Genomic DNA, 19,406 nt, shown 5'->3' with positions numbered 1-19,406 from the left:
TTCTATGATTAGCATGATTGCGGCAATGGCACATAACGGTGCTATTGATAAAGAAAAGCCAATGATCATCGGTAACAATAACTCAATGCCTTGGCACCTTCCTGCAGACTTTGCTTGGTTCAAAGAACATACACTAGGTAAGCCTGTGGTCATGGGGCGTAAGACTTTTGAGTCAATTGGTAAAGCTCTACCAAATAGGCTCAATATAGTCATTACCAGAGACCCATCTTATGCAGCAGAAGACGTAATAGTAGTGAGCTCTACTTTAGAGGCGCTAGAAGCTGCCAAAGGTCATGATGAGGTTATGATTATCGGCGGTGGTAGTATCTATGAAGCATTTCTTGATAAAGCTGATAAGTTGTATCTAACTTTTATTGATGCTGATGTTGAGGGAGATACTCAATTTCCTCAATGGGATGATGAATTCCAAGAAACGTACACTAGAGAATATCAAGCTGATGAGAAAAACGCTTATAACATGCGTTTTACGATTTTAGAAAAATAATCAAATTGAGCCGAACAAGAAAAGCACCGCAAATGCGGTGCTTTTTGTTTTCTAGTCCGGCAATCAGAGCCGTTAACTGAGTGCTTCTTGAGTGAAGACTTGCTTATCTTCCCAACGGATCATGGTCAGGCTTCCGCCCCAAACACAGCCAGTATCTAGCCCGATGACTTCGTTGTTCATATAACCTTGCAGTGCAGCCCAGTGCCCAAAGAGCACCGCTTTGTTTAAGTGGATACGTTTAGGCACCTCAAACCATGGAATAAGTTCGTTACCGGAAACTTGTTGCGGTGGCAATTTACAATCCATATCCAAACGACCATCAGGGAAACAAAAGCGCATCCGCGTAAAAGCATTGATAATATAACGGTATCGGTCCAAACCCTGTAGAGAGTCATCCCAGGAATCAGGTTGATTGCTGTACATGTTTTTTAATAGCCAAGGCAGCTCTTCACTTTGGATGATGCGCTCAACTTCACGGGCACACTTTCTCGCTGTTTTTAGATTCCACTGCGGTGATATGCCAGCGTGACACATCACGAACTCGTCATGCTCGGCCATTAGAGGTTGCTGAGCTAGCCATGTCAGTAGTTCCTCTTTGTCAGGGGCCGTGAAAATAGGTGCGGTTCTATCTTTGTCTTTGACCTTTTTTATCCCGTGAGCCACTGCGAGAAGGTGAAGGTCGTGATTACCAAGCACCACGATTGCGCTTGCGCCAAGTGACTTCACAAAGCGTAACGTTTCTAGTGATTTAGGCCCTCTGGCGACCAAATCACCAGCAAGCCAAAGTTGGTCTTTTTTCGCAGAGAAAGATACTTTTTCTAGTAATCGCTGCAATTCATCAAAACAGCCTTGGATGTCACCAACAATATAGGTAGCCACTGAATCTCCAATTTACTAATTTAAAACATTTGGAACAGCCAAGCGAAATGGTTCGATTTCGGTGATGAACTCTTGCCCTTTCTCATCCAGCATTTTGTAGTGTCCTTGCATAACGCCGACAGGGGCTTCTAACGCGGTTCCGCTACTGTACGTGTATTCATCATTGCTTGGAATAAAGGGCTGCTGGCCTACCACTCCGTCACCTTCAACCGTCATTTGCTTGCCATTCGAGTCTGTGATTAGCCAGCGGCGGCTCACTAACTGTACGGTTTGTTGGCTAAGGTTTTTGATGGTGATGATATAAGCGAAAACGTAGCGTTGTAGCTCTGGGTTGGACTGTTCTTCGATGTATTTGGTGTGAACTTGAATTTTGATGCAAGGTTGAATGACGTCCATGTGCACTCCTCAGAAACGTAATATCCCAATAATAATAAGCCAAACCTACAAGGGTTTGGCTCATTGTTTGAGTTCTTAGTGCTGCGGGTTATCCGCAAGCCAGTTCGCCATTGCGACGAATTGTTCTAGCGTCAGGTTCTCTGGACGCATGCTTGGATTAACACCTAGCTCTTCTAGTACTTCTGTGCTTAACAACGATTTGTAGCAGTTACGAACTGTTTTACGACGTTGGTTAAAGCCTTCACGACAAACGCGATCGAGCAAACGCAGATCTTTCGCCGGGCATGGCAGCTCTTCGTAAGGCACTAAACGAACAACGGCAGAGTCCACTTTCGGTGGTGGAACGAATGCCGTTGGCGGTACTTCCAGTACTGGTACCACTTTACAGTAGTACTGAGCCATTACCGTTAAACGGCCGTAAGCTTTGCTGCCAGGGCCGGCGGCTAAGCGGTTTACCACTTCTTTTTGCAGCATAAAGTGCATGTCTTGAATGTCTTTATGGAACTCAAAAAGGTGGAACATCAATGGTGTAGAGATGTTGTATGGCAAGTTACCAAAAATGCGCAGCTTGTTGTTTGGCTTCACTAGTTGAGTGAAGTCAAAACGCATAGCGTCACCCTCATGGATGGTCAACTTATCTGCCAGTTCAGGGTGAGTACGTAGGCGTTCCGCCAGATCGCGGTCTAATTCGATAACTGTGAACTTATCTACTTCACGACCTACTGGCTCAGTGATTGCACCAAGACCAGGACCGATTTCAACCAGGTTTTGACCTGGTTTTGGGTTAATCGCTGATACGATTCCATCAATAATGTATGGATCGTTCAGGAAGTTTTGACCAAAACGTTTACGCGCTTTGTGTCCTAAATGGACATCATTTCTCATTGTTTCTTCTCTACCAAATCTATCGCATGCGTGAGCGCTGTTCGGAAACTCCCTGTATCCGCTTGACCTGTCCCTGCCAGATCTAATGCAGTACCGTGGTCCACCGATGTTCTAATAAAAGGTAGACCAAGAGTAATATTTACTGAACGACCAAAGCCTTTGTATTTTAATACTGGCAATACTTGATCATGGTACATGCCTAAAACAGCATCAGCATCATTTAAATATTTTTCATTGAAAATGGTATCAGCCGGCAGAGGGCCGATCAGGTTGATACCTTTTTCTTGTCGAATTTTTTCCAGTGTCGGAGTGATGGTCTCGATCTCTTCACGACCTAAGCAGCCATCTTCGCCAGCATGAGGGTTAAGCCCGCAAACGTAGATGTTTGGTTGTGCGATAGCAAACTTTTCTACAAGGTCTTTATGAAGAATATCGATGATTTTTTCTAATCGCTCTTCGGTGACAGCTTTGGACACATAAGCTAAAGGAATATGTGTTGTAACCAGCGCCACGCGTAGTCCTTCCGTTGCTAGCATCATTACGACTAGCGGCGTTTGTGACTTCTCGGCGAAAAATTCAGTATGACCACTGAATGCAACACCTGCGCGATTAATCACCCCCTTATGAACAGGGCCGGTGACAATAGCATCAAATTCATCATTCATACAGCCTAAAGCCGCTCTTTCTAGCGTTTTTAGTACATAGTGGCCATTCGCTTCATTGAGCTCGCCTGCGACCGCAGGTTCCGATATTTGGATATGGTCAACGATAAGCGTGCCCGCTTTTTGTGCTTTAGGTGCTTCTTCTGGATTGTAATCAGACAGTTGGACTTCGATGCCAAGCTGCTTGGCTCGCTCCGTCAGCATATTCTTATCGGCACAGACGACAATTTGGTGCGCCCAATCTTCTTTCGATAGGGCAAGCACTAAGTCTGGGCCGATACCCGCAGGTTCCCCTGCGGTTACGACAATTCTACGAATTGTATTAGTTGTCATTGTTGTCATCCACGATTTCAACAAACGCACTTGCGCGTAGCTCTTGCATCCATGCGCCCGCTTCTTCATTAAATTTACGGTTAAATAGAATACGGTAAGCTTTGTTCTTCATCGCTGAGTCAGTACGGTCAACTTGGCGAAGATCCAACACTTCAACGATATGCCAGCCGTGAACGGTTTTGAACGGTTCGCTGATTGAGCCAACTGGCAGAGTTTCTACTTGGTGCTTGAATTCTGGCACGTAAAGATCTGGTGTTTGATAACCTAGTTCACCGTCTTGTGCTGCCGAGCCAGGATCTTGACTGTATTGTGTTGCCAATTGAGCGAACGTTGCTTCACCGGCTTTGATGCGGCGTACAAATTCATTCAGTTGCTTCTTCGCCCCTTCGTCGCTCAGAATCACTGTTGGTTTAATCAAAATATGACGCGCATTTACTTCCGTTACCGCAACCGTTTCTAGGCCTTTTACATCCTCTATTTTTAGGATGTGGAAACCAACGCCACTACGGAATGGACCAATAATGCTGCCTTTGTTTTGCATCTTGATCTGATCAGCAAAGATGGTTGGCATCTCTTCTTTACGCATCCATCCCCAATCACCACCCTGTAAAGCTTTAGGACCTTTTGAGTAGGTGTAGGCCATCTCCGTAAAGTCTGCACCTTCGTTTAGCTTTTTCGCGAGCGCTTTAGCTTCTGCTTCTACAGCTGACTTTTCTTTATCGTCAGAGAAGCGCAGTTGAATGTGTCCAATTTTGTATTGAACAGTCGCATTGGTTTCTTGTGATAGTTGCTCAGCAAGGCTATCGACCTCTGCTGGAAGGATATTAATACGGCGACGAACCAGTGCATTGCGAGCTTCTGATGCGGCGATTTCCTTACGAATTTGTTCGCGGAATTCTGGGTAACTTAAACCTTCACTTTCTACAGAAGCAGCGAGTTGTTCTACCGATTGCTCATTATTACGTGCGATCTCTGCAATCGCTTGGTTTAAACGGTTGTCGTCAATACGCACACCAATACGGTCTGCTTCTTGGCCTTGCAACGTATCAATGATAAGTTTTTCAACGACTTGTTCTTTTAACACGCTGGTAGAAGGTAAGCTCTTTCCACTTTGACGAGCGTTGGCTTGCAGCGTTTTCATCGCTGTTTCGATGTCGCTTTGTAGAACTACACCGTCATTCACGATGACCGCAACCTTATCGAGCTCTACTGGTGCTGCAACCGCTCCGCAAGAGAGTAGGGTCGTGAATAAGATTGATTTCCAAATTTTCATTTAAAATTCCGTCAGTATTTTTGAATAGGCGTCTTATTCATTTAAGACGCCTATTTTGATTAATTGTTCAGATAGAATGGGCGGCCGTACTTAATCGCGTTGTCAGAACCATCCAGTTCTTTGACAGCAGTGTCTTCACGCTGGTTGGTCGCAAAGCCTTGAATACCGAAGTTAACGCTGAAGTTATTTTCGTATTCAGGTGATGCCCCGGTGCTGCCGATAGCTTGGTCTTCCCAACCAAGCAATTGGTTTGAGTAAGTGACGCCAATGTACCAACAGTCAGATTGGTAACGTAGGCTCGCTAACCATTCTAGGTCCGCATTTTCATTGAGGTCGTAGTAGTATTGACCACTCGCAGACCAGTTCGGGTTGAACTCGTAGGCCGCTACAATACCTGCTTGAGAAATACCTTTACGAGTAATTGTGTCTAGGTTTTCGAGAATGATCGTATCTTCGATGTATTCACGCGTAACGTAGCGATAGTTACCCTGAATAAAGCCGCCGTTGAATTGGTATTCCAAGGTACTGTTTGCCAACTGCATGGAGCTCAAATCAATATCGTATTGAATTCCACCGTGATAGAACAAGTAATCGTTGTAGTTGAAATCAGCTTCAATCGCCCATGATGAGTAATTGGTGGTCTCATCCGGAAGATTTGGGCTGTTGCTCAGTTTGGTCTTTTTATCGAAGTAGTAAATCTGACCAAATGAAACGTTAAGACGCTCTTTATAGTCATCATCAAAGAAGCGAGTACTCGCACCGTAGCTTAACTGGTTCGCCGAGGCGATTTTATCAATGCCACTGTACTTACGACTGCGGAATAGCCCGTAGTAGTCGGTTTGTAGCAAGGTGGTATCGTAGTTGTAGATGTTGGTTTGATCTTCTTCAGGTACGTACAAGTACTGCAGCTGAGGCTCCAGTGTTTGTGTGTAGCCCTTGATCCAGCTTGTATCTCGCTCTAAGTAAAGTTGCGCATGCGTACGGAACTCAGGAATAACACGAGAAACTTCATCATCCAACTGGTTTTGCAAGTTTACATCAGTCAAACCCGTTAAGTCTTGAGAGTAATACGTAGAGAGCACACGCGCTTCTGTTGTCCACGTTGCCCATGAGTTTGAGAGTGGTAATGTAAGCCCTGGTTCAATGTGAACACGGGTCGCATTTGGTCGCGCAGCATCGCTCGTATCGAAGCGGCTGACTTGGCTCTTCACGTCAAAGTTAAGGTAGTCTCCCCATAACGGCGTGTAGTAGTTCAAGTCTAACTGAGGAAGCAGGCGATAAGGGCGGTTCTCTTCTTTCAATAAGATTTGGAAGTCACGAACGGTTAACGAGGCATCCCAGAAGTCAGAACGATATTGTACTTGTCCTTCTTGAACCAGTTGACCATCTTCACGGTTACCAATGTCGGAGTCGAGATCGAGGAAGTAATCAATATCACTCACTTTTGAGTAATCGACTTTGACTATCCACTGTTTATTGATGATACCGTCGTGTTTAACTTGGTAGCCCCAACGAGACTCGTCCTGATATTTGCGATCACTATTGAGGTATTCGCCTTTGATTTCTCCATTTCCCCAACCATCTGTTAGGTAGCGGAAATCAGTATCGAGTTTTGTACCACGTTGCTGCATATAGAGCGTGGTGAGTGTCATGTCATATTGAGGCGCGATGTTCCAATAGAATGGCACCTCGACTTCCATACCATCACTAGAACCGTACGATAAAGAAGGGAAGAGGAAACCCGTTTTACGCGTATCTCCAATTGGCATGGTTAGATACGGCACATAGAAAACAGGCACATCTAACACTTCAAATCGAGGGTGGTGCAGCGTCGCTGTCTCTTCATCTTGGTCAACGTCAATACCTGATGCCACTAAACGCCATGAATTATCGCCTTGAGGGCACGATGTGATAGAGCCGTCTTCGAGTTCATAAACCGACTGACCTGTACGCGCGATGTATGCTGCTGTGCCTCGACCTTGTTGGCAAAGGAACTGATAATCGGTGTTCTCCAGTGAAAACGTGTCTTGGTTGATGTCATTAGTAACACGATCAGATCGAGCTTTGACTTGGCCGTCATTGAAAGTCACGTTGCCTTCGGCAACCACGACGTTGTCTTGTTGGTGCAGCGTTACTCTATCTGCGGTGATTTTCTTCTGGCCTTGGGTGACTTGTACATTACCTGAGTACTGAGCTTTGTCACCATTGATGGCTTGCAGGGTGTCAGCTTCTACCACTACTGGGGTATTAAGAGCGTCCTCCTCGCCACTGGTATCGACCAAACATTGATCTGTGGCGGGCATTTCCTGCACACTATCATGGATATTCGCTTCAGCTTGAGTGGTGGGTACAAACAAGGCGGTGCTGATAGAGGCCGCTAAACATGTGCGGGAGAAATGTTGCATTGAATTGAACTTTCCTGTGTCACTACTACTCGATGGCTATAGGGCTTGTTGTACCCTAGCGTAATAGCCAAATGAATCAACTATAGTCGCATTTATCCCAGCGTATTGATTCACTGTGGCATAATGACGACAAAATAGCTGCAAAGATAAGCAGGCGAAATGGCCTAGCCGAAATAAAACTAATTCCATTATCATAAAGGAAATCGTTGCATCCGGCACTATAAGACCGCCGTCGTCGATAAAAATTCATTGATAGAGAACACATAATGCATATTTTTGGCAAAATTCTGGGTGCCTTTTTTGGCTTGTTACTTGGCGGGCCGCTAGGTTTACTCTTTGGCTTATTTATTGGCCATCAATTCGATAAAGCACGTCGCTTGAGTCAAGCCGGGTTCTCTACTGGCGGCTTTGGAAAAGGGCCAAGTCAAGCTCAGCGCCAAGAAGAGTTTTTTAAAGCGGCGTTTGCGGTAATGGGACATGTGGCAAAAGCGAAAGGCCAAGTCACCAAAGAGGAAATCCAACTGGCTTCAGCCATGATGGACCGCATGAATTTGCATGGCGAACAGCGTCGCGCAGCGCAAGACGCGTTTCGTGAAGGTAAAGACAGCGACTTTCCGTTAGAAGATGTTCTTGTTCGTGTGAAAATATCGACAGCTGGTCGCTTTGACTTGTTGCAATTTTTCTTAGAGCTGCAAATCTCGGCGGCCTTTGCAGATGGCTCGATCCACCCGAGTGAACGAAATGTACTACACAAGATTGCACGTGGTTTGGGTTTCTCTTCTGAGCAATTAGAGCGTCGTTTGCAAATGCAAGAAGCCGCATTTCGTTTCCAAAGCCAGGGCGGTTTTCATGGTCAGCATCAAGGCCAATCTTCTGGTGGTAGCTGGCAACAAGCTTCACAAGCAGATCAACTGGCTGACGCGTACAAAATTCTGGATGTGTCTTCAGATGCCGACAGTAAAACCGTCAAGCGTGCTTATCGTAAATTGATGAACGAGCATCACCCGGACAAATTGATGGCTAAAGGTTTACCACCAGAGATGATGAACGTCGCGAAAGAGAAATCTCAAGAGATTCAAAACGCTTACGATCTTATTAAGAAGGTTAAAGGCTTTAAGTAGTCGGACGTTTTCTATCAAACATTTGGATGTAAAAAAGGGCACTCAGTGCCCTTTTTTTCATGTCTTAGTCTTTGAGTTGCCGGTGTCTTTAGCTTTTGGCCTATTATGTCCCTAATGCTAATTGACCTCACATCCCCCCAGTTTAGTTGGCTTGATTCAAGTCCCAATCGTATTCGTATTTCACTTTGCCAGAGAAATTTTTGTATTGCGGTGCGTACTTTGCGATGTGTTTGAAGATTTGTTTTTCTCCACCAAAGTCCGTTGCAAACCAATCATAAATGGAAGACAGCTGTGCCGTGTTTCCTTGGATAGATACGCCTTTGTTGCTGTTAATAAACGTTCTGGCAGCACTTTCAAGTAAGGCTTCAGTGTTTTCGGCAGTGAATGCTTGAGCTTGTAGGTTAGGGCATCCCAAACTTGCACAATTTACGGCGTAATGCGTTCTTGGGTCATTCCAAATTGGACGCAAAATTCGATGTTCAATATCGTTTAAAGTTAGATCCTTGCCGTTGACCACGACCACATCGTCTCCCCAAGGACCAAAGCTAAATAAGCCACCCAGCTTGGTGATGGATTCGACGGGATAGTTATCCAAAATAAGGTCAACCGTGATGGCGTTGTAAAGGTTCACCCAATAGGCGTATTGCTCTGCTTGGTTGTACTGCAATGGATCGAGTTTTACCAGTCGTCGGATGTACTGCTTTAACTTCGCTTTGTCGGAAGCCGTGACTTTGCTATAGCGGAACAAAGTATTCTCACCTTGTTCAACCAAGTAATTGTCTAACAGTTGTTGCCATTCCTGGTGCGAAATGTGTGTTTGGTTGGCCTGATTCGATTGTTGCCAATACGGCCACAAGTCAGATTTAGGAGCAGCGAACGCCGAGAAAGAAACCAGAGCACACAATAGCAATAACAGACGCTTCATAGAGATACCTTTGAATGAGATATTGTTGATAGTGTAGACCTGTTTAGTGCTTGTTTTCTTTCAGTAATCAGTAATCAGTAATCAGTAATCAGTAATCAGTTATCTGTTGCCTTTATTCTCCGTCATTCCGAGGAGCATAAGCGACAGCAGGAATCTAATCCCCACAAACGCTTGAGTGAAGAAAGTATGAATCTGCACAGTGCACACTCTGGCAGTCGATCCTGCATCACGCTCCTTCGCCGCTGTTCAGGATGACGAATTTCAACAGAGGCGTTCGGTATTCCGTAAGTAAAGCGCTATAAAATCAGTCACCTAAAACATTAAAAGGGCCGACAATTGCCAGCCCTTGATTTGTGTATTTACTAATGCGTTTTAACGCAAGAAGCTTGGGATATTCGCTTCGTATTCCGCAATTTTGTCCTCGTGTTGAAGCGTTAGCCCAATATTGTCTAAACCATTTAACAAACAGTGACGACGGAACTCATCAATTTCAAAGCTGTACTCTTTGCCGTTGGCACGAACCACATTCGCTTCTAGGTCGACCTCGACTTCTGCACCTTCATTTGCCTCAACAAACTGGAAGATTTCATCCACTTCTTGTTCAGTCAAACGAACTGGCACCATTTGGTTGTTGATCGAGTTGCCGTAAAAGATATCGGCAAAGCTTGGTGCGATCATCGCTTTTATGCCGTAATCCGCCAGTGCCCACGGTGCGTGCTCGCGAGATGAGCCACAGCCGAAGTTTTCACGAGCCAGCAAGATAGACGCGCCTTGGTAGCGTGGGGCGTTCATCACGAACTCTGGATTTGGTTGTTCGCCAGCATCGTCTAGGAAGCGCCAGTCATGGAACAAGTGTTTACCAAAGCCTAGGCGGGAGACCTTTTGTAGGAACTGCTTTGGAATGATGGCATCAGTATCAACGTTCGCTGCATCTAGAGGAACAACTAAGCCTGTGTGTTGTTTAAAGCCTGACATTTGTTTGCTCCTTAGTCTAGTTCACGAATATCTACAAAGTGACCAGCAATTGCTGCTGCCGCTGCCATCGCAGGGCTCACTAGGTGGGTACGGCCATCACGACCTTGACGGCCTTCAAAGTTACGGTTTGAAGTAGACGCACAACGTTCATGTGGACCCAAACGGTCGTTGTTCATTGCTAGACACATCGAGCAACCTGGTAGGCGCCACTCAAAGCCCGCCTCTTTAAAGATGACATCTAGGCCTTCTGCTTCCGCCTGCGCTTTTACTTGCTCAGAGCCAGGAACGATTAGCGCTTGAACGTGAGACGCGACTTTGCGACCTTTCGCGACTTCCGCCGCTGCGCGCATGTCTTCGATACGTGAGTTAGTACAAGAGCCAACGAAGACTTTATCGACGTTGTAATCAGACAATGACTTGCCTGCTTCTAGACCCATGTAAGCCAGAGCTTTTTCTGCCGATGCTTTTTCTACTGGGTCAGCAAAGCTTTCTGGTGCTGGGATCGGTTGGTCTACCGCGATAACCTGGCCTGGGTTAGTACCCCAAGTGACTTGTGGTTTGATATCCGCTGCGTTTAGTGTCACGACCGCATCAAACTGAGCGTCATGGTCCGTTTTTAATGTCTTCCAGTATTCTACTGCTGCATCAAAGTCGGCACCTTGAGGTGAGAATTTACGGCCTTTGATGTATTCGAACGTGGTTTCATCTGGCGCAATCAAACCGGCTTTCGCACCTAGCTCAATTGCCATGTTACATACGGTCATGCGGCCTTCCATTGAAAGGTCTGTGATCGCTTCACCACAGAATTCAACTACGTAGCCTGTACCGCCTGCTGCTGTGGTTTCACCGATGATGGCTAGCACGATATCTTTCGCCGTGATGCCCGGAGCCACTTTGCCTTTCACTTCGATCTTCATCGTTTTAGCGCGCGCTTGTTTTAGCGTTTGAGTTGCTAATACGTGCTCAACTTCAGAGGTACCAATACCAAATGCTAGAGAGCCGAATGCACCGTGTGTAGCCGTGTGCGAGTCACCACAAACAATCGTCATACCCGGTAGGGTAATGCCAAGTTCTGGACCCATAACGTGCACAATACCTTGGTATTTATGGTTGATGTCGTAAAGCGTAACGCCAAACTCTTCACAGTTTTTCGATAGCGTTTCCATCTGGATACGCGCCATCTCACCGGATGCGTTGATATCTTTAGTGGTTGTCGAAACGTTGTGGTCCATGGTGGCAAAAGTTTTGCTGACCTGACGCACTTTGCGACCTTTTTCACGCAAGCCGTCAAATGCTTGCGGAGACGTCACTTCATGTACCAAGTGACGGTCGATGTACAAGATAGGGTTTTCCCCTTCTGCTGCGACGGCAACGTGTGCGTCGTAGACTTTTTCGTATAGTGTTTTGCCCATTGTTTGCTTCCTTTCCTCGTTATCCTTGTTGCTTTGTTTTAGCACCAATGACTTAGAGGTAAGTCATTGGTGGATAGAGGATTTAGTATTTATTATGAATCTGTTCTGTATTACGAGTTTAAGATGTACTCAGCGATCTTATCGCCCATCTCTGATGTTGTAAGTGCCGGGTTGTTGCCTGCAAGGTCGCCTGTTAGCTCGCCAGCTGAAAGTGCTTTCGACACCGCTGCTTCGATGTCTTGTGCTGCGGCTTCTTCGCCAAGGCTATAACGTAACATCAGTGCCGCAGATAGGATTTGCGCCACTGGGTTAGCGATGTTCTTACCTGCGATATCTGGTGCACTGCCGCCTGCTGGCTCGTACAGACCGAATTTGCTTTCGTTTAGGCTCGCTGAAGGCAACATACCCATAGAGCCAGTGATCATTGCGCACTCATCAGAAATGATGTCGCCGAAGATGTTTGAACACAGCATTACGTCGAACTGAGCTGGGTCTTTGATAAGCTGCATGGTTGCGTTGTCGATGTACATGTGTGATAGCTCGACATCTGGGTAATCTTTTGCGATTTCTTCGACTACTTCACGCCATAGAATAGAGCTTTGTAGAACGTTCGCTTTGTCGATAGAGCACACTTTCTTGCGACGTAGACGAGCAGACTCAAAAGCGATTTTTGCAATACGTTCGATCTCAAAGCGGTGGTACACCTCAGTATCAAACGCTTTTTCTGTCGCGCCTTCGCCTTCACGGCCTTTTGGTTGACCGAAATAGATACCACCAGTCAGTTCACGGACCACAACGATGTCAAAACCACGGCCTGAGATGTCAGCACGAAGTGGTGAGAAAGCTTCCAGGCCTGCGTGGATTTGCGCTGGGCGTAGGTTACAAAACAGTTGGAAGTGTTTGCGTAGTGGTAGTAGGGCACCGCGTTCAGGTTGGTCATTTGGTGGCAAGTGTTCCCACTTCGGACCGCCAACTGAACCGAATAGGACTGCATCAGACTCTTCACACGCTTTTACTGTGCTTTCTGGAAGTGGAGAGCCGTGATTATCGATCGCGATGCCGCCTACATCATGCTCGTCACGCTCAAACGCAATACCATGCTTCTTTTCGATAGCATCCAATACTTTGTGTGCTTGCGCCATTACTTCCGGGCCGATGCCGTCACCGGGTAGGACGGCAATTTTGTATGATTTGTCTGTCATGTTAATCCTTTAAGTTTTCTAATTTTGAGCTTAATTATTTCAACGAGCGTGTTCTTTCCTGAGCCATGCAGCCCGGTTGTTATTACACAGTCGCAATCTTTTTCTGCTTCATTTCTTCTATTTTGTCTGCACGGTGGATGCTATTAATAACGTGCAATAGTGCTTGACCGGAAGCTTCAACGATATCGGTGGAAACGCCCGTGCCGTGGTATTTACGACCTTTGTAGTTGGCAATGATGTCAGCTTGACCCAAACCATCTTCACCTTCGCCTTTCGCTGTTAGGTCGAATTTATCCAGTACGATGTCGTAGCCTGTCACGCGGTAGATACATTGGTATAGCGCATCAACTGGGCCATTACCGACTGCCGCTTCACACATTTCTTCATCGCCACATTGCATTTTGATGCTGGTGGTGGCCATTACGCTGCCCGATTGCACGCTTAGGTAGTTCAGTTTGTAGAAGTCATCTTCTTCACGCAGGTTCGAGAAGTGCATTAGGGCCTCTAGATCGTAATCGAACACTTGGCCTTTGCGGTCGGCAAGTTTCAAGAAGTCCGCGTATAGAGCGTCTAGGTTGTACTCGTCCTCGTTGTATCCCATGGTGTCCATGTGGCTCTTCACGGCTGCGCGACCACTACGGCTGGTTAGGTTTAGTGCTTGGTTTTTAAGGCCAATCGACTCAGGGGTCATGATTTCGTAGGTATTCTTATTCTTTAACATGCCATCCTGGTGGATACCTGAAGAGTGGCTAAAGGCATTCGCGCCCACAATCGCTTTGTTGCTCTGAATTGGCATGTTGCATAACTGGCTCACCAATTTACTGGTGCGGTGAATTTCATCATGTTTAATGCCAGTGTGAACGCCCAAGAACTCTTGACGCGTCTTGATGATCATTGCGATCTCTTCAAGTGAACAGTTACCCGCTCGCTCACCAATGCCATTGATGGTGCCTTCTATCTGACGCGCGCCGGCTTGAACTGCGGCAATAGAGTTGGCAACTGACATCCCCAAGTCGTCGTGACAGTGAACGGAGATGATCGCTTTATCAATGTTTGGAACGCGGTTGAAAAGGGTTTGAATAATGCCACCAAACTCGCTTGGTACTGTGTAGCCAACGGTATCTGGAATGTTGATTGTGCTCGCACCTGCATTGATGGCAGCTTCTACCATGCGACATAGGTTATCGATAGGAGTACGCCCTGCATCTTCACAAGAAAACTCGACATCATCGGTGTAGTTACGCGCATGTTTAACGGCGTTGACTGCCATTTCTAGTACATCGTCGTAGCTGCGGCGTAGTTTGTCTTCTACGTGAATGGTGGAAGTGGCTAAAAACGTGTGAATACGGAATTGGTCGGCCACTTTTAATGCTTCAGCGGCGACATCAATATCTTTCGCAACGGCACGCGAAAGGGCACAAACTCGACTGTTTTTGATGTTTTTTGCAATGGTTTGTACCGACTCGAAATCACCAGGTGAAGAGATTGGGAAGCCAGCTTCGATAACATCAACGCCGAGTCTTTCCAGCGCATAGGCAATTTGCAGTTTTTCTTTAACCGTCAAGCTTGCTGACAACGCTTGCTCGCCATCACGCAATGTGGTGTCGAATATAATGACCTGATCGTTCATGTTTGCTTCCTTCCTGATTTCTGCACTTTCGTGCAAGTTAATCGTTTACTTCCAGTATTTAGATATAAAAAAACCCGCATTCTCATGCGGGTTCTTAGAAATTGGTGTGGTTATTTTTCTTCCACAGCCTACCCGCGCGAACTGGCCACGATCAGGAGGAGGCTAAGCAGAATAGAAAAATGAGCTGACATAGGTTGTTAAGCTTTCCACATAATTAAGTTAACAAATTAGTACCGCACTCCATGAAGCGCGTCAACCCTAAAGTCGATTTTTTATTCATATCGGATGAGTCTTTTCGTTTGCTTGAGAAAAATGATGCACTAAGTGAAACGGCATGGTGCGATAGAAACGTGCTAGAAGAGGCAAGTTCTCATCAAGTTTGCAACGTTTCATTACCAAAACAAACATTGGGATTGCGACTTGTCACACAAAGGCCCGAATTGTTTGGCAAAAGTTTTGAATGACCATTTATAGTAGTGCAGTTGCACTAGGTAAAAAGAAGGGTTAAGGAATAATGAGGTTAGCAAAACAATTTGGACGTTCAGCCGCAGTAATTACTCTGGTCAGCTTATCGGGTTGTCAGCTGTTTCAATCTCAAACCTATATGGCAGAGGTTTCCCCTGTTGCTATTAATGATCACTCTCAGAGTGTCATGGTGATTAATGATCAAATGGATCGATTCTTGAGCTACGAGGGACGTGAGTCGTTTTTGAATCAAATGCTCGTTGCTCTTGAGTCGGACAGTCGAGATAAATTTAAAGGCAAAGATCCGGAAACCTTTTCGTGGTGGAAGATCCGAGTGCAACCTAGTGAGAAACTACAAGCGGAAGTCTTCCGACCAACAGCTGACGGTGTGGATACCTCAAACCCCGTTGAGTTTATGGATGTCTCCTATCGCTCTAAGACCACATTAAACCTGCGATCCAAGCCGAGCCTAGAAGGAGAAAAGCTTGGCGTGTTATCGAAAGGGGAAGTTTTTAATGTGTTGGCAAAAGTGGTGGATCAACCTTGGTTTCTCGTTGAACAGAAAGGCGTGATAAAAGGTTATGTCCATAAGGATTATGCGCGCAGCAATGTGGTAAATCGTGACATTCTATCGACACAGCCTAATCCTCTTTTAGAGTCTGCTTCGAGCACAACTGAGCAAACGGGCATCGAGCATGAACTGTCAGGAAATTACACTTGCCGCTCCCTTAGCTACGAGCTAACAAAAGATGGCGACATGACGATGGGCTCTTTGCGCGCCTGTCGTAAGAAGAGAAAGGTCTGGTACATCGATACGCCTCAACCGCAGCAAGCAAACCCTTCTTAATCGTTCTCTCCTACGATTGTGCTCAATAGATCATTGGGCACACTCTAATTTGGCATTTGTCATTAATTGTCCAAACTCCCGTCATGCAGTTGTCACCTAAACCTCCTACTTTTCACACAACGGCGTTGTCAAAGTAAGGAAAGGCCACATGCGAACCATAGAGACAATTACACAGCCAATTGCAACCATTGCTAAGTTTGATTTAGCGCTCTCTAGTGTTTGTCTTAAGCACCGTTTTAATCAGCAAGTTGCCAACATCAGTAAAGGAGTCTCCCACAGTGGTGACGGACATCTGTACTTGGTGCTAGGTTTATTAGCTTGGTATTTAGATAAAGAGCAGGGAGTTTGGTTTTTACTGGCGGGTTTACTTGCTTTTGCCATCGAGTTGCCAATTTATTGGACGCTGAAAAACAGTTTTAAGCGTCGTCGCCCTGAAGAACTCAGTGCACTCCTTCCTGCTTTTATTACCCCCTCTGATCGCTATAGCCTGCCTTCAGGACACACTGCCGCTGCGTTTGTCATGGCGACGCTGATTGATCATTTCTATCCGAGCCTAGGCGTTGCTGCATTCTTTTGGGCAAGTTTAATCGGAACTGCGCGAATCTTATTGGGGGTGCACTTTTTTACCGATGTCATCATTGGTGCACTGCTAGGTAGCCTTTGTGGTGGGTTAGCGATTGCGATGCTGGGAGGCTAATTGATGAAAATCTTATACGGTGTTCAAGGTACAGGAAACGGACATATTGCGCGTGCGAGGGCGATGAGTCATGCGTTTAAAGAGCACGATGTTGAGGTCGACTTTTTGTTTTCTGGACGAGCGCCTGAAAAGTACTTTTCAATGGAAGCGTTTGGCGATTATCAGACTCGCCGAGGCTTCACCTTTATCACTGAAAAAGGTTCGGTGAACTATGCGAAAACAGCATTGAGTAACAATTTGGTGCAATTTTGCAAAGAAGTTAAACAGCTTGATTTGTCGTCCTACGATCTCGTGCTCAATGATTTCGAGCCTGTTACGGCATGGGCGGCAAAACAACAAAATAAGCCGTCGATTGGTATCAGTCATCAAAATGCTTTCCGTTATCCAGTGCCGTTAAAGGGAGCGAGTTGGTTAGACAAATCCGTCATTGAATACTTTGCGCCTTCTCAACACCACCTTGGTTTGCATTGGCATCATTTTGACCAGCCTTTGTTGCCGCCAATTGTACATACCGTCGATAGCCAAGCAGAAAATGACGATTTTGTTTTGGTGTATCTACCGTTCGAATCTATTGAAGACATCTCTGATTTATTGTTCCACTTTAATCAACAAGCGTTTATCTGTTATCACCCCGATGTGATCGAATGTGAGCAAGTGGAAAACATAGAATTACGCCCTTTATGCCACAGCAACTTTCAGCATCATTTACATCGCTGTAGTGGTGTCATTGCCAATGGTGGATTCGAGCTCCCTTCGGAAGCTCTGTCTCTAGGAAAAAAATTATTGCTTAAGCCACTCGCAGGTCAGTTTGAGCAACAAAGCAATGTCGCGACCTTAGAAGACTTAGGACTTGCGATGTCGATGGAGAGCTTAGATATTTCCGCAGTACGCCAGTGGCTAAAGGAGCAACAAGCCGAAAGTGTGAAATACCCAGATGTTGCTCAGGCCATTGTCCATTGGGTATTGCAAGGAGCGTGGGATTCACAAGCGGAGTTATCCAAACAGTTGTGGGAGCAAGTTGATTTCCCAAGTTACGTGTCGAACATTTAAGTACGTTGTTCTAAGTACATTGTTCCTTCCTATTTTTGACACGATTTTGTTGTAGCCTTTCAATCTAGAAGGCTGCATTTTTATTCTCTCTCTTTCATTTCTATTCAATGTGTATTTGCTGATAATTTGACTGATAAGTGCAAATTTAACTCAGAGATATAGTCGTCATCTGTTGGTTTGCTCTCGACTAATAATTGAGGTAAATGCATGCGTGTGGTGACCATCCGTCTCATCAATTTGCTAAATACTTCCTCAAAGAATGCGTTTTTACGTGTTTTATAGTTTTTTATGTTTTTGTCAAGCTATTGTTATTTAAAGAGTAAATGCCTAATCGGCTAAAATTTACTGATTAAATATCAATCTAGTTGCGAAACCGCAATCGATTAGTTAATAATACAGTTCGAGCCGGAAGTATCCGGACAGCAAATATAATAAAAAGTTAGGTTATCTATTCGTAAAATGATTCGAATCCAGCCGCCGTCTTTTGTGCGAGATGGGATTCTATTCGTTATGAATTTAATGAACAAAGTTGACGATTACAAAAGAGGCGCACTCAATGTTAGAGAAGAAAGATGCGATGAGCGCAATTGCTAGCTACCGTATGGAAAGCACTTTGCGTGGTGTAGATTTAAACCTACTGACTGTATTTGATGCTGTGATGCAAGAGCAAAATATTACTCGTGCAGCACATAACTTAGGCATGTCTCAGCCGGCAGTAAGTAATGCCGTGGCACGCCTAAAAGTGATGTTTAACGACGAGCTGTTTATGCGCCAAGGCCGTGGTATTCAGCCAACGCAACGTGCTCGTCAATTGTTTGGTCCAATTCGCCAAGCATTACAGCTGATTCGTAATGAACTTCCTAGCTCTGTATTCCAACCAGAATCTTCGACTCGCTTATTTAAGCTGGCGATTTGCAGTCCTTGTGACATGCGTTTTGCTCCGAAGATCATGGCAAAAGTGAATCAACAAGCACCAAACGTTCAGCTTCACCTAGATGCAGAATTTGACCGTCTGTTGTCTGAGCGTATGCGCTATCAAGAAATTGATTTCGTGATCGATTATGCTCGCTTTGATGAGCAAGGTTTCTCAAGTACTGAAATCTTCAAAGATGAATTAGTGGTTATCGCGTCAAAAACACACCCACGCATTCAAGGTGGTGTAACGGCCGAGCAACTGCTTAACGAAAAACATGCGAAGTTATCGAAAGTGCACGGTCAACGCAGCTTCTCAGAACAAGCATATCGTGAACTGGATTGCCAAGCCGCGTACGAAGGCTCTAGTCTAAGCAACCTACTATATGTGGTAGGTCAATCTGAGCTTGTGACTATCGCGCCACGTTGGATGGCAGAAAATGCGGTAAACAGCGATCAGCTGCAAATTCTAGACTTCCCATTTGCAAACAAGGAAATCAGCGGCTTCTTAAGCTGGCATGAATCAAGTGAAAAAGATAAAGGCCACATTTGGCTGCGCGATCAACTGATGATCACTTGTGGTGAAGTGGTTGCCGCAAAATAAGATGACGTTTGGTCTTATCGGTTAAGACCATATTGGTAATCATCAATTTTTACAATTCATTGGTCCCCGAGAGATTTTTGTCTCTCGGGGCTTTTTGTTTTAGCAATCAACAATCGAAACAGTAAGTTAAATAGAGTAATCATTCAGCAGTTTTGGGTATGTTCGCGACGTATAAGTGATAGTTGTCTCTTATTAGTGATAAGTTTGATACTGGTCAGTTGCGTTTTA

The 19,406-nt window shown here is 45.5% G+C and carries 17 protein-coding genes; 6 read left to right on the top strand and 11 right to left on the bottom strand.

Annotated elements, in window-relative coordinates; translation table 11 throughout:
- Nucleotides 1–4: 4 nt before the first annotated feature.
- Nucleotides 5–505: a type 3 dihydrofolate reductase gene (gene folA / locus ACWYVB_RS17660; RefSeq protein ID WP_167426958.1), complete on the top strand. Its 501-nt coding sequence runs from the start codon at nt 5–7 to the stop codon at nt 503–505.
- Between the two features lie 72 nt (nt 506–577).
- On the opposite strand, the gene apaH is transcribed toward folA, so the two are convergent.
- The 6 genes from apaH to lptD form a co-directional block, all read right to left on the bottom strand.
- Nucleotides 578–1,384, bottom strand: a complete 807-nt coding sequence (apaH, locus tag ACWYVB_RS17655) for a bis(5'-nucleosyl)-tetraphosphatase (symmetrical) ApaH (RefSeq protein WP_203346694.1) — start codon at nt 1,382–1,384, stop codon at nt 578–580.
- 15 nt (nt 1,385–1,399) lie between these two features.
- Complete coding sequence (gene apaG / locus ACWYVB_RS17650) at nt 1,400–1,780, bottom strand: Co2+/Mg2+ efflux protein ApaG (RefSeq protein WP_203346693.1); 381 nt, start codon at nt 1,778–1,780, stop codon at nt 1,400–1,402.
- A 75-nt stretch (nt 1,781–1,855) separates the two neighbouring features.
- Entirely contained in the window at nt 1,856–2,665 is an 810-nt protein-coding gene (gene rsmA / locus ACWYVB_RS17645) for a 16S rRNA (adenine(1518)-N(6)/adenine(1519)-N(6))-dimethyltransferase RsmA (RefSeq protein WP_005379669.1), read from the bottom strand.
- Complete coding sequence (gene pdxA, locus ACWYVB_RS17640) at nt 2,662–3,660, bottom strand: 4-hydroxythreonine-4-phosphate dehydrogenase PdxA (RefSeq protein ID WP_005383085.1); 999 nt, start codon at nt 3,658–3,660, stop codon at nt 2,662–2,664. Before pdxA ends, rsmA begins: the two co-directional genes overlap by 4 nt.
- A complete protein-coding gene (gene surA, locus ACWYVB_RS17635; RefSeq protein WP_257887236.1) occupies nt 3,650–4,933 on the bottom strand; it encodes a peptidylprolyl isomerase SurA in 1,284 nt (427 codons plus the stop codon). The genes pdxA and surA overlap by 11 nt, the downstream gene beginning before the upstream one ends.
- 59 nt (nt 4,934–4,992) lie before the next feature.
- Nucleotides 4,993–7,338 carry an LPS assembly protein LptD gene (gene lptD, locus ACWYVB_RS17630; protein WP_203346691.1) on the bottom strand — a complete coding sequence of 782 codons (2,346 nt, stop codon included), beginning with the start codon at nt 7,336–7,338 and terminating at the stop codon, nt 4,993–4,995.
- A gap of 266 nt (nt 7,339–7,604) precedes the next feature.
- Here lptD and djlA point away from each other — a divergent pair, with 266 nt between their 5' ends.
- Complete coding sequence (djlA, locus tag ACWYVB_RS17625; RefSeq protein WP_005383076.1) at nt 7,605–8,459, top strand: co-chaperone DjlA; 855 nt, start codon at nt 7,605–7,607, stop codon at nt 8,457–8,459.
- Between the two features lie 142 nt (nt 8,460–8,601).
- Here the strand turns inward: djlA and ACWYVB_RS17620 are convergent, their stop codons facing one another.
- From ACWYVB_RS17620 to leuA, 5 genes are all read right to left on the bottom strand, one after another.
- On the bottom strand, nt 8,602–9,384 hold the full coding sequence (locus ACWYVB_RS17620) for a DUF547 domain-containing protein (protein WP_203346690.1): 783 nt from the start codon (nt 9,382–9,384) through the stop codon (nt 8,602–8,604).
- 372 nt (nt 9,385–9,756) lie between these two features.
- Entirely contained in the window at nt 9,757–10,359 is a 603-nt protein-coding gene (gene leuD / locus ACWYVB_RS17615) for a 3-isopropylmalate dehydratase small subunit (protein WP_104971226.1), read from the bottom strand.
- An 11-nt stretch (nt 10,360–10,370) separates the two neighbouring features.
- On the bottom strand, nt 10,371–11,771 hold the full coding sequence (gene leuC, locus ACWYVB_RS17610) for a 3-isopropylmalate dehydratase large subunit (protein ID WP_109168754.1): 1,401 nt from the start codon (nt 11,769–11,771) through the stop codon (nt 10,371–10,373).
- Between the two features lie 110 nt (nt 11,772–11,881).
- Nucleotides 11,882–12,973 carry a 3-isopropylmalate dehydrogenase gene (leuB, locus tag ACWYVB_RS17605; protein WP_006742732.1) on the bottom strand — a complete coding sequence of 364 codons (1,092 nt, stop codon included), beginning with the start codon at nt 12,971–12,973 and terminating at the stop codon, nt 11,882–11,884.
- An 82-nt stretch (nt 12,974–13,055) separates the two neighbouring features.
- Entirely contained in the window at nt 13,056–14,603 is a 1,548-nt protein-coding gene (gene leuA, locus ACWYVB_RS17600; protein ID WP_203346689.1) for a 2-isopropylmalate synthase, read from the bottom strand.
- A 514-nt stretch (nt 14,604–15,117) separates the two neighbouring features.
- On the opposite strand from leuA, the gene ACWYVB_RS17595 reads away from it, so the two are divergent.
- The 4 genes from ACWYVB_RS17595 to calR all read left to right on the top strand — a co-directional run bounded on the left by ACWYVB_RS17595 (nt 15,118) and on the right by calR (nt 19,178).
- Nucleotides 15,118–15,915 (top strand): SH3 domain-containing protein, encoded by a 798-nt coding sequence (locus tag ACWYVB_RS17595; RefSeq protein WP_203346688.1) that lies wholly within the window; start codon nt 15,118–15,120, stop codon nt 15,913–15,915.
- Between the two features lie 148 nt (nt 15,916–16,063).
- Nucleotides 16,064–16,612, top strand: coding sequence for a phosphatase PAP2 family protein (locus ACWYVB_RS17590; RefSeq protein ID WP_005379690.1), 549 nt, complete (start codon nt 16,064–16,066; stop codon nt 16,610–16,612).
- A 3-nt stretch (nt 16,613–16,615) separates the two neighbouring features.
- Nucleotides 16,616–17,662: an MJ1255/VC2487 family glycosyltransferase gene (locus tag ACWYVB_RS17585; RefSeq protein ID WP_005392259.1), complete on the top strand. Its 1,047-nt coding sequence runs from the start codon at nt 16,616–16,618 to the stop codon at nt 17,660–17,662.
- 556 nt (nt 17,663–18,218) lie between these two features.
- Nucleotides 18,219–19,178, top strand: a complete 960-nt coding sequence (gene calR / locus ACWYVB_RS17580) for a LysR family transcriptional regulator CalR (RefSeq protein WP_005379693.1) — start codon at nt 18,219–18,221, stop codon at nt 19,176–19,178.
- The last annotated feature ends 228 nt before the right edge of the window (nt 19,179–19,406 follow it).

Source organism: Vibrio sp. JZG10 (assembly GCF_054064075.1).
Note: the sequence above shows the minus strand (reverse complement) of the source record. Positions and strands in the feature narration are given on the sequence as shown.